Source organism: Marinomonas sp. FW-1 (genome assembly GCF_005222245.1).
In the GTDB taxonomy this organism is placed as follows: Bacteria; Pseudomonadota; Gammaproteobacteria; order Pseudomonadales; family Marinomonadaceae; genus Marinomonas; species Marinomonas alcarazii.
Genome location: NZ_CP025987.1, coordinates 3,373,400 through 3,384,426, shown reverse-complemented (window position 1 = coordinate 3,384,426; position 11,027 = coordinate 3,373,400). Strand labels below are relative to the sequence as shown.

Annotated in this window: 10 protein-coding genes; 9 read left to right on the top strand and 1 reads right to left on the bottom strand. The window is 41.3% G+C overall.

Going from position 1 to position 11,027, the window contains the following annotated elements:
* Positions 1-4 precede the first annotated feature (4 nt).
* The 3 genes from C1X04_RS15740 to C1X04_RS15730 all read left to right on the top strand — a co-directional run bounded on the left by C1X04_RS15740 (position 5) and on the right by C1X04_RS15730 (position 3,276).
* Positions 5-820, top strand: a complete 816-nt coding sequence (locus tag C1X04_RS15740) for a glycosyltransferase family 2 protein (RefSeq protein ID WP_137170447.1) — start codon at positions 5-7, stop codon at positions 818-820.
* Positions 811-1,590: a glycosyltransferase gene (locus C1X04_RS15735; protein WP_137170446.1), complete on the top strand. Its 780-nt coding sequence runs from the start codon at positions 811-813 to the stop codon at positions 1,588-1,590. Before C1X04_RS15740 ends, C1X04_RS15735 begins: the two co-directional genes overlap by 10 nt.
* 363 nt (positions 1,591-1,953) lie before the next feature.
* Positions 1,954-3,276, top strand: a complete 1,323-nt coding sequence (locus C1X04_RS15730; protein ID WP_137170445.1) for a sugar transferase — start codon at positions 1,954-1,956, stop codon at positions 3,274-3,276.
* An 80-nt stretch (positions 3,277-3,356) separates the two neighbouring features.
* Here C1X04_RS15730 and C1X04_RS15725 read toward each other — a convergent pair whose 3' ends face one another.
* Positions 3,357-4,379: a DUF2235 domain-containing protein gene (locus C1X04_RS15725; protein WP_175404962.1), complete on the bottom strand. Its 1,023-nt coding sequence runs from the start codon at positions 4,377-4,379 to the stop codon at positions 3,357-3,359.
* Between the two features lie 191 nt (positions 4,380-4,570).
* Here C1X04_RS15725 and C1X04_RS15720 point away from each other — a divergent pair, with 191 nt between their 5' ends.
* The 6 genes from C1X04_RS15720 to C1X04_RS15700 all read left to right on the top strand — a co-directional run bounded on the left by C1X04_RS15720 (position 4,571) and on the right by C1X04_RS15700 (position 10,983).
* Positions 4,571-5,968 (top strand): mannose-1-phosphate guanylyltransferase/mannose-6-phosphate isomerase, encoded by a 1,398-nt coding sequence (locus C1X04_RS15720; RefSeq protein WP_137170443.1) that lies wholly within the window; start codon positions 4,571-4,573, stop codon positions 5,966-5,968.
* Positions 5,969-5,997: 29 nt separating this feature from the next.
* Entirely contained in the window at positions 5,998-7,485 is a 1,488-nt protein-coding gene (locus C1X04_RS15715) for a phosphomannomutase (protein ID WP_254682282.1), read from the top strand.
* Between the two features lie 328 nt (positions 7,486-7,813).
* Positions 7,814-8,827, top strand: a complete 1,014-nt coding sequence (galE, locus tag C1X04_RS15710; RefSeq protein ID WP_137170442.1) for a UDP-glucose 4-epimerase GalE — start codon at positions 7,814-7,816, stop codon at positions 8,825-8,827.
* A gap of 141 nt (positions 8,828-8,968) precedes the next feature.
* Positions 8,969-9,310 (top strand): sugar phosphate nucleotidyltransferase, encoded by a 342-nt coding sequence (locus C1X04_RS18810; protein ID WP_302628790.1) that lies wholly within the window; start codon positions 8,969-8,971, stop codon positions 9,308-9,310.
* A 68-nt stretch (positions 9,311-9,378) separates the two neighbouring features.
* Positions 9,379-9,606, top strand: a complete 228-nt coding sequence (locus C1X04_RS18805) for a cupin domain-containing protein (RefSeq protein ID WP_302629529.1) — start codon at positions 9,379-9,381, stop codon at positions 9,604-9,606.
* A gap of 111 nt (positions 9,607-9,717) precedes the next feature.
* Positions 9,718-10,983 carry a flippase gene (locus C1X04_RS15700; RefSeq protein ID WP_137170441.1) on the top strand — a complete coding sequence of 422 codons (1,266 nt, stop codon included), beginning with the start codon at positions 9,718-9,720 and terminating at the stop codon, positions 10,981-10,983.
* The last annotated feature ends 44 nt before the right edge of the window (positions 10,984-11,027 follow it).

Sequence of the window (11,027 nt, the reverse complement as noted above, 5' to 3'; positions counted from 1 at the left end):
TTTTATGAGTTTAGTTTCTGTATTGATACCAACGTACAAACCTGGTAGTTATTTAATTAACTGCTTAAAATCGTTGGACAGACAAAGTTTAAAATATAGTGATTTTTGCGTATATATTTGTGTTAATGGCTCTGGTCTTGACAGTCGAGATTTTGTGTTGTCACTCCTGAAGCGTTCAAGTTTTAATTATAAACTTTTCTATACTGAACAAGCAGGTGTTTCTAATGCAAGGAACTTGTTGATAAAGAGCTCGACTGAGCCTTTTCTAGTTTTTTTGGATGATGATGACTACGTATCAGACGACTATTTGTTAAGCTTGCTTGAAGTTACTAACGATAAAGTTATGGGAGTTTCTGATATCAGAAATTTTGACAGTAATGGTGCTTTTTTAGGTAAAAATTACATTAGTAAATGTTTTGATGCGATATCAGAGATTGAGTTTTCAAAGTTCAAATCTAGAAAGTTTTATTCTTCTCCTGTAGCGAAAATGTTGAGTAGGAGTATGGTGGACGAAATTTTTTTTGATACAAAGGTTCTTAAAGGTGAGGATTCACTATTTATGGCTCTCTTGTCAAAAAATATTCTAGCTGTTCGAAAGGTTGAAATGGAATCTTATTACTTTGTATATGAGAGGGCTGGATCTGTAACTCGATCAAAATACAATTTAAGAAAAGACTTAAAAGAACTTCTATATCTTTTTTTAAATTATTTTAAATTGCTTCTCAGTCGCGACTACAATAAAGTTTTTATTATGACTAGGCTTGCTGCTACTATATTCAAAATTTTTAAGCTGATTAAGAGGTGGGTTTTGTGTCATTAGTGTCTATAATTACTCCATCTTATAACTCTGCCCATTTTATATCTGAAACTATAATTTCTGTGTTAAACCAAAGTTATACAGATTGGGAAATGATTGTAGTAGATGATTTTTCAAATGATACCTCAGTTTCGGTTATTCAATCCTTTATCAATAAAGACGGGCGAATAAAGCTAATTCAGCTTTCCGAGAATTCTGGTGCTGCTATTGCCCGTAATACTGCCATTAAAGTTGCAAGCGGAAGGTATATTGCTTTTTTAGACTCTGATGATCTATGGATGCCAGATAAGCTTGAAAAGCAGGTGTCGTTTATGAAAGCTAATGAATATCCATTTTGTTATGCTGCGTACGACAAGATTGATGAAAACGGACAATTTTTTGGACATGTTGGTGTGCCGGATAAGGTCTCCTATTCTGATCTATTGAAGACCTGTTCGATTGGTTGTCTAACAGCTATGTACGATACGGATTATTTTAGCAAGGTTTATATGCCCACGAGCACCAAGCGTGAAGACTTTGCGACTTGGTTGAAGCTGTTAAAAAAAACTGGCTATGCTTATGGTTTAAATGAATCTTTAGCACGGTATCGTGTGTATCAAAATCAGACTTCTGCAAAGAAAGTAAAAATGGCTAAAGAAAACTGGCGTTTGTATCGTGATATAGAAGGGTTTGGATTTATCAAGGCTAGTTATTATTTTAGTCATTATGCAGTCCGTGGCTTATTCAGGACTAGATATCCAAGATTGGCAAGAATATTAGGTTTACTAAGGTGATTTTTATCTTTAAATCATCTGGTGTAGCTTTTGTACATATATAATATAGAGAACTAAATGCTTAAGACCGTACTAGTTTACTTAAAGTGTTGAAAGGCAATATTTCAATATACAAATACTTTGTCAATGCAAGCTGAATTTTGTTTTGTGGCCACATAGTGTACACCAACAGCTTATTAGACAATCGTCAGAAAAAGGTTTGCTCGTTAGAACAGTTGGAGACAATCTAAAGCTTAGGGAGATAGTCAGAGGAAAAACATATGCTTGGGCTTTGAATTTTCGAATGTCTGCCATGTTACTTTGATGTTAATATCACCTTTACTGCATTGTCGCTTAATTTAATGGATTTAAAGTAGGTTCCTTGTGACAGAAAAAGACATTCCTCGTTACCAATCTTCGCATGCGTTGTGGACATACCGCCTTGTGGACCTATGTGTTCCATTTCTGATGCTGGTGTTTATACATCTTTTGCTTAGCAATCAACCATGGCGCGAACCCTATACATGGCTAGGCGGCATGGCGGGTTTACTGTTTATGTTGTTTACCCAGTTGTTAGGAGGGTACAGCCGTTTTGTTGACAGATCTATTGCAAAAAAAATTGAGATAGTTTTTAAAACCTGGGCTTTCAATGTTTTGCTGTTGATGTTTATTGCGTACCTGAACCTCGCCGTGCTTGGCCTTGCTCGTTCCGTAATACTAGTTTGGGTTATCTTAACGCCTGTTGCCATATTCTTTGTAAAAATTGCAATCAATCGTACTGTTGACAAAAACTCTACGACCGTCGTTGTATTGGGAAAGGGCTACGAATTTACTGACTTCGAGATAGCTAGGTTGGAGAGACAGAAAATTAATTTAATCATGTTGGATTCTATAGAACCAACCGAGTTGAAAGAGCAGGTAGCCGTTTTTTCTGCTGACTATCTGTTAATGAATTTATCCAAAACGGCAGGCAACAAACTTATCCAGGAGTTGACCAACCTTGATTTGAAAGGTGTCAGGCTAATCTCTTTAAATCGCTTCATGGAGACTTTTCTCCGTAAATGCTTCATTCCCTATGACTCCACTGATTTGGATTATTTAGAGCGAATTAGCTCTTATAATCGATTAAATTATTTTTTGAAGAGAGTATTTGACCTGATTGCGGCTCTGTCATTGGGTTTAATCACCTTTCCTGTGATGCTGTATGCAACAGTAAAAATTCGTCGTGAGTCGCCTGGTCCCATAATTTTTTCTCAGGAAAGGGTTGGTCGATCTGGACGAGAACATGTTATTTATAAATTTCGCTCCATGCATGTTGATGCTGAAAAGGAAGGGGCACAATTTGCTCAAGCGGATGACCCTCGGGCATATGATTTTGGTGCCTTCATGCGTAAAACCCGCATTGATGAATTGCCTCAGCTTTGGAACGTGATTAAAGGTGATTTGCATTTTGTTGGTCCAAGGCCTGAGCGTAAAGTGTTCACAGATCAGCTTGAAGAAGAAATACCTTATTACAATGAACGACACCTGGTTAGCCCTGGTATTACGGGCTGGGCACAAGTCTTGTATCCGTATGGGGCGAATACAGAAGATGCTCGTCAAAAGCTCATGTACGATTTGTACTACATAAAGCATTGGAGTATTTGGTTGGAAATTGAAACCCTTATTCGTACTGTTTTGGTTGTATTGGGTCGAAAGGGGTTGTAAGGTCATTTTTAACCCCACCCTAGCCCTCCCCTTGATAGAGGGAGGGAGCAGAGCTGTAATCGTGCCTCGGCTCATCTGACCTATGGGTGAGGTGGATGTTTGTGTTTCCAGAGTACGGCGGGTGTTGGGCAGTGTGCGATAGGAAAGTAGCCAATGTTGCTGCGGATACGCTGAGCAACGCTTGGGTGCCAGTTGGGTGATAGGACACGGTTGGGTTGGTCGTTTTCCAATACGCAGCAGTGTCGTGGTGCAAGGGTGAGTTCTCGCCATGTTTTTAAGCGACGATGTTGGTAGTGTATTTTGCCTAGGTGCTTTGGTTCTATGGTGAGTAATGTCTGCCAGTGCAGTGGCTGATTCTTTGCTAGGCGTGCTGTTTGGTAGCTGCGTTGTTTGGTCTGTTTCTCTATCCAGTCTATTAAGAGGCGCAGCACTATGTCTCCTATCCCATCTTTGCGGTAACCACCGCCAATATCCGAATGCACACCCGCTAGCCAAATTTCAATGGCTCTGTCGTCATGGTTAATTAATGTAGGGCGAAAGGCGAGGCGTTGTTCATCTAGTGCAACAAAATGTAAGGCTCGGTGAACTCCTTCTGGCAGTGTGTTTCCATGTTCGAATACCACTTCTGTGCTGGGGCGTTGTGCTTTATCTAGGTTAGGCATTCCGACGGAAGCCACGGTATCGATAACGGCTTCTATGATAATAGGGCGTTCGATTAGTGGTGTGATAAGTGCGGCAAAGCGTCTTGCGAGTGCTGCGCCTCGGCTAAAGCCGATTAAGACAATGTGGCGAATGGATGGCGTGTAATGTGTTTTGAAGTCGTTTATGGCGCGATTTAAAATATTGGCAACGTGACCGGATTCGATGGCAAAGGCTGCATTGAGTTTTTGCTCTAACCAACTGCCATAGGTTCCAATGCCTGCATAGTAAAAACTGCGATGAGGCGAATGAGTTGGCGCACTGTTTGTATGAGGTTGTAACTGGCCACCAAGTAACAAATGGGATTTTAGTACATTGGTGATGCTAGATACGCTGTGTGCTGGTGTGAAGGCGTCATTTGGGCTATTGTCCGTGCCATCGAAATGAAAAAATAACGTCGACATACTTGTCTCCTTGTTGTGTTGAATACCATCTTCCTGATGGTTGTCGTTAGAATAGCATGGTTTTATCATATTTTTGTCGGCCTAAAAGGCTAACCTATAGTTTTTGTTTTTCTGTGGTCCATTCTTATATTTCTTATCCCTTAGTTTTGTTAGACTAGCCGAATTATTTTGTCATATACGAAGGATCTGTTTTGAAAATTATTCCTGTTATTTTGTCTGGTGGTGTGGGCAGTCGTCTGTGGCCTTTATCGCGTGAGCATTTTCCAAAGCAATGCCTGCCGCTGACAGATAAGGCTTACAGTCTTCTTCAACAGACCATGCAACGTACTTTGGCGTTGGATGTGGCCGACCCGATTGTGGTTTGTAACGAAGATCATCGTTTCTTGATTGCTCAGCAGTTACAAGCTCTTGGCGTAGAAAAATCGAGTATTGTATTGGAGCCAAAAGGTCGTAATACGGCACCTGCTATAGCCTTGGCGGCGCTTGAGTCTATACGAAGCCAAGGCGATGACGCCGTAATGTTAGTATTGCCTGCTGACCATGTTATCCGTGATATTGTGGCTTTTGAAAATACGATAAAACAAGCGGTGGAATTGGCTAAAGAAGATGGTTTGGTGACCTTTGGTGTTCAACCGACACGCCCTGAAACTGGTTATGGCTACATCCGCTCTGGTGACAATTTTGCCGTTGCTGAGTTTGTGGAAAAACCTAATTTAGAAAAAGCTCAAGCTTACTTGGACTCAGGCGACTACCTCTGGAACAGCGGCATGTTTTTGTTCCGCGCGAAAGCCTTCCTGGATGAGTTGTCTGTTCACCGTGATGATATTTTCCAAGCCGTTAACCGTGCTTATCAACAGCGCTCAGAAGATATGGATTTTATCCGTATCGATGCTGAGTTGTTTGTTCAGTGTCCCGAAGAGTCTATCGACTTCGCTGTGATGGAGCCTACCAAGAAAGCGAAAGTGGTACCTTATGTGGGGGATTGGAGTGACATTGGGGCATGGGATGCTTTGTATGATTACTCTGATAAAGACGCGGATAATAATGTCCTGTTAGGGGATGTTATGTCTGAAGGTTCGTCTAATTGCTTTATCCGTTCGGAATCTCGTTTGATTGCGGCGGTGGGGGTTCAGAACCTTGTTATTGTTGAAACGGCCGATGCCATTCTCGTTATGGACAAGAACAATGCCCAAGACGTGAAGAAAATTGTGAAGCGCATTCAGACCGAAGGCCGTGAAGAACACATGTATCATACGACGGTACATCGTCCTTGGGGCACTTACCAAACAGTAGATCTTGGGGATCGTCATCAGGTGAAACGCATTATGGTTAAGCCAGGTGAGAAGCTGAGTGTACAGATGCATCATCATCGTGCTGAACATTGGGTGGTAGTATCTGGTACGGCAAAAGTACAAAACGGTGATCGTGAGATTTTGCTGACAGAAAATGAGTCAACTTACATTCCTGTGGGTGTTGTTCATGCTTTAGAAAACCCAGGTAAGATTCCTCTAGAATTGGTAGAGGTTCAATCTGGTAGTTACTTAGGTGAAGACGACATTGTGCGTTTTAGTGATAGGTATGGTCGTTAAAAAACGGGCGCTAGGTCGGAGTAGGTAATATGTCAGCACAGATGGTTCATGTTAAGCAATTGAGTGATGAATTAGGAGTGGCTTTTGGTACGAGTGGCGTGCGGGGCTTAGTGAGTGATTTAACGCCTGCGCTATGTTTTGCCTTTGTTCGCTCGTTTATGCAGACGGTTTGCGCATCAAGTAATCGTGTGGCGATTGGTGTCGATTTGCGCCCTAGTAGTCCTGACATTGCTAAGGCATGCATTTTAGCGGTTGAATCATCTGGTGCTGAGGTCATTTATTGTGGTGACTTACCAACGCCTGCACTGGCGTTTTATGCGATGCAAAACTCGATGCCTGCGGTGATGATTACAGGGAGTCATATTCCTTTTGATCGTAATGGCATTAAGTTCTATCGCCCTGATGGTGAAATTAGTAAGGCCGATGAAGCGGCTATCTTAGATGGCCGTGTTGAAATCCCAGATGCTATTGCAGATCAAGTGGCAGCGTTTACTCTTCCTGCAATGAATCCCTCCGCTATTGACGTATTCAAGCACAGATACGCGTCTTTATTTCCTAAAACCATGCTTCAAGGTAAACGCATTGGTGTGTATGAACACTCCAGTGTGGCGCGTGATGTCATTAAAGATCTGTTGTCTCATTTTGGGGCCGAAGTTATTTCGTTAGAGCGTACCGAGACATTTGTGCCGATTGATACGGAAGCGGTGTCTGAAGAGGATGTGCAAAAAGGTTTGGATTGGTTCAAAGAGTATAAACTGGATGCCATTATCTCCACGGATGGTGACGGAGATCGTCCGTTAATTGCCAATGAAAAAGGCGAGTGGTTGCGCGGTGATATTGTTGGCGTGTTATGTGCAGATTATCTAAAAGCGAGCCATGTTGCCGCGCCAGTGAATGTAAATACTGTGTTAGAGCTGCAGGGTGAAAAGCAAAATCCGCCACGAGTTGTTTTACGAACGCGAATTGGCTCGCCTTATGTAATTGCGGGTATGGAAGAGCTGCTGCAAGCAACGCCAGATGCCAGAGTGGTGGGTTACGAGGCAAATGGTGGCTTTTTAGTCGGGTCTGACTTTAGTGTGAATAATGACGTGCTGCACGCGTTGCCTACGCGTGACTCGGTTTTACCTGCTTTAATTGTATTGGCGATGTCGTTTGAACAAGATCGCCCAATTAGCCAATTGACGGCCGAGTTTCCTGAGCGCTATACAGCCAGTGATCGGATTAAAGATATTCCTACGGACGTAAGTCGACAGTTGATTGCTGATTTAAAAATCAACAAAGAAAAACAAGCTGAGTTGTTATCTGTCATTGCACAAGACGATGAAGTGCTAGAGGTTGTTTCCACTGATGAAACGGATGGGCTTCGCATGACGCTGAACAATGGTGATATTGTGCATCTAAGGCCATCTGGTAATGCGCCAGAACTTAGGTGTTATGCAGAATCTTGTGATACGGCATTGGCGAATAACTATATCAAAGGTATTCTTATGAAAATATCTCAAATAAGTTGTCATTAGATGAGGTCGTTTTTGTTGTTAACAGAGTATATATTTGCAGAATTTTTATTTTGCTAAGAAATAAGCTAGCTGAATTAGTTCGTTATAAAGGTATATAGCGATATGCTGCCAACGCTTCATGACTGTCGGCTAAAAAGTGCTTTGCATGACTATGCGTCATTTTTTAATTTTTTATTTACTGCTATTAGCGATGCGTGATGTGTGGTTGGTAGTTTCATCAGGTTATTTTCAACTGTCGTTGGCTTTTTTAGGTAAGCGTCTCGTGCCTCGACTCTTCTGACCTACGGGTGATTTAGTTGAATAGTTTGTTGGATTTTTAGGGGGAAGGATGCTTGTTTTGGTGACGGGCGGTGCGGGCTATATTGGTTCGCATACGTGTATTGAGTTGATTAAGGCGGGTTTTGAACCGGTTATTATTGATAATCTCTCGAATAGCAAAGAGGTCGTGTTAGATCGTATTGAGACGATTACAGGTAAACGCCCTGTGTTTATGGAAGGTGATATACGTGATTCCGCTTTTTTAAATAGTGTGTTCCAGAAATATACCTTTGCGGCGGTTATTCATTTTGCTGGCCTGAAAGCGGTTGGTGAATCTGTTCAAAAGCCTTTTTTGTATTATGAAAACAATGTCGCTGGAACCTTGAACCTTATCAAGGCGATGGAGATAGCAGGTCTACGTAATCTAATTTTTAGTTCGTCTGCGACTGTCTACGGTATGCCTGAATCTGTACCGATTCGTGAAAACTTCCCTACCTCAACACAAAACCCTTATGGTGCGAGCAAGTTGATGGTAGAGGGCATGTTGACCGATTTGGCGAAGTCTAATGACGAGTGGAATATTGCAACGCTGCGTTATTTTAATCCAATTGGTGCTCATGAGTCGGGTTTGATTGGCGAAGATCCAAAAGGCATCCCTAACAACTTATTGCCCTATATCAGTCAAGTGGCTGTAGGTAAATTGGCTTGTTTAAGTGTGTTTGGCGATGATTATGATACACCGGACGGAACAGGTGTCCGTGATTATATCCATGTGGTGGATTTGGCGCGTGGGCATGTGTGTGCCTTAGAAAAAGTGCTCGGTCAATCAGGTCATTTTGTGGTGAACCTAGGGACTGGTAATGGCTATTCTGTTCTTGAGATGGTCAAAGCTTTTGAGCAGGCTTCTGGCAAGCCGATTGAGTATCGGGTAGTCGAGCGACGTCCGGGTGATATTGCAACTTGTTATGCTGATCCTGAGTTCGCGAAAATGTTTTTGGGTTGGCAGTCAGAGTATGACTTAGCTCGTATGTGTGAGGACTCTTGGCGTTGGCAATCGAATAATCCGAATGGATTTGATTCGTAATGTTTTTTGTCGGTCGGTGTTTTTACCGACCGACAAATGTTTATTCTCCTTTATTTGTCCTTCTTTAATCCATTCTTATATTTCTTATTTCCTACTTTTGCTAGAATGTCGGGATTAGTTTGCTATTGGCGATGTTTTTTTGTGAAGATTGTTCCTGTAATTTTGTCGGGTGGTGTGGGTAGCCGTCTTTGGCCTTTATCGCGTGAGCATTTTCCAAAGCAATGTCTGCCTTTGACGGATAAAGAATACAGTCTTTTACAGCAGACTATGCTGCGCACGTTGGCCTTGGATGTGGCGGCCCCGATTGTGGTTTGTAACGAAGATCATCGTTTTTTGATTGCTCAGCAGCTGCATTCAATTGGTGTTAAAAAATCCACCATTCTGCTAGAGCCTAACGGACGTAATACGGTGTCAGCGATTGCCTTGTACACTTGCTCTGATAAAGACGCTTTCAATAATGTTTTGTTGGGATATGTTATGTAATTGCTTTATTCGATCTGAAAAACGTATTGTTCAATGCATCAAAGCTAGGTGAGAAGTTAAGTGTGCAAATGCATCATCGTGCCGAGCATTGGGTGGTGGTATCTGGTACGGCGAAAGTGCAAATGGGTGATCGTGAAATTTTGCTTACTGAAAATGAGTCAACTTATATTCCAGTGGGTGTTGTTCATGCTTTAGAAAACCCAGGTAAGGTTCTGCTTGAACTGATTGAAGTGCAATCGGGTAGCTATTTGGGTGAAGATGATATTGTGCGTTTTAGTGATTATTATGGACGTTAGCCTATATTTTATGATTATGCTCTCTTTGAGTTAAAGTTTATGTATGGATTTTGATAAGCCGATCATATTGCCTGATTGGTTTTTTAGGAAGTTTGCTTTTATGAAAGATAAATGAAAATGTTTGCTATAACCCCTGAGAATCGAAGCTTTTTGGTTAATGCCTTTTTTTTAGCGTTAATGCAGGCTGCTAACACTTTTCTGCCTCTCTTGACGCTTCCTTTTTTGATTCGAGTGTTGGGAGTAGAGCTATTCGGTCAGTTAGCTTTTGTTACCGCATTTATGTACTACTTTGTCGTACTTGCTGATTATGGATTTAATCTTACTGCTACTCGTGATATTTCCATTCACCGAGAAAATTTAGATAGAATAAACTGTATTTATAGTAATGTGATGGTTATTAAATCCGCGTTGCTTGTCGTTAGTTTCTTTTGTTCTTTAGCTTTGGTGCTGCTGATTCCCTCTTTTTTTGAGTATTGGCCTTTATATCTTGCTTCATTTTTTGTCGTAGTTTGCCAATCTTTTTTTCCTGTCTGGTTTTTTCAGGGCATGGAAGCCATGAAGTATGTCTCATATCTAAGTGTCTTCGCTAAGGTGGTTCTAACAGCTGGCATTTTTATCTTCATCTCTGGTCCAGAAGATTATCTTTGGGTACCTCTTTTGACCGCTTTGGGATTTTTCTTATCGGTATTGTTTGCGCTTTATTTAATTCATGTCAAATACAAGGTGTCATTCACGTGGCCATCCTTTGTGGAAGTTCGACAATGTTTGGCTGAAGGGTGGTTCGTTTTTTTATCTCAGATGAAAGTTACTCTATTCAGCTCGAGTAATATTGTTATATTAGGGGTTATATCAGGTCCAGTAGCGGTAGGCTATTATGTGGCAGCAGAAAAAATTATGCGTGCCCTAGCTCTTGCGCAAACCCCTATCACTAATGCCTTGTTTCCTTTGATAGCAAAGAAGATGGTGACGGATAAAGCTGGTGCAATCGCGAAATTAAAAAAAATTGCCTATCTAGGTGGAGCCTTATACCTCGCTATTTTAGGTGCAGTCTACTTATTATCCGATGAGCTTATTGATCTTTTGTATGGGGATAAGATGCAAGCCAGTGCATGGGTTTTAAAAGTGATGTTGATTATTCCTTTATTAATTTTTCTGAATAATATTTTTGGGACTCAGGTTCTTCTAAACACTGGACGGCAAAAAACTTTTTTCTATGTTCTGCTTGTTTCTGCAGTTTTAAGTTTAGTGTTATGTGTTAGTTTGACCTACTTCTTTTCTTATCAAGGTACGACGATAGCCTTATTGATTACTGAGATCTTTATTGTGTTAGCTTTTTTCTGTGTAGCTTATCGGGAACTTTTTTATGTTAGAGGGTAGTTTTTGTTTTGTTTGTGATGAAAAGGTCTTATATGGAAGTGAAC

Excerpts from the sequence above, each read along its gene's own strand:
- C1X04_RS15725 (WP_175404962.1), bottom strand. The coding sequence starts at position 4,379 with ATGTCGACGTTATTTTTTCATTTCGATGGCACGGACAATAGCCCAAAT.
- C1X04_RS15715 (WP_254682282.1), top strand. The coding sequence starts at position 5,998 with ATGTCAGCACAGATGGTTCATGTTAAGCAATTGAGTGATGAATTAGGA.
- galE (WP_137170442.1), top strand. The coding sequence starts at position 7,814 with ATGCTTGTTTTGGTGACGGGCGGTGCGGGCTATATTGGTTCGCATACG.
- C1X04_RS15740 (WP_137170447.1), top strand. The coding sequence starts at position 5 with ATGAGTTTAGTTTCTGTATTGATACCAACGTACAAACCTGGTAGTTAT.
- C1X04_RS15700 (WP_137170441.1), top strand. The coding sequence starts at position 9,718 with ATGAAAATGTTTGCTATAACCCCTGAGAATCGAAGCTTTTTGGTTAAT.
- C1X04_RS18805 (WP_302629529.1), top strand. The coding sequence starts at position 9,379 with ATGCATCATCGTGCCGAGCATTGGGTGGTGGTATCTGGTACGGCGAAA.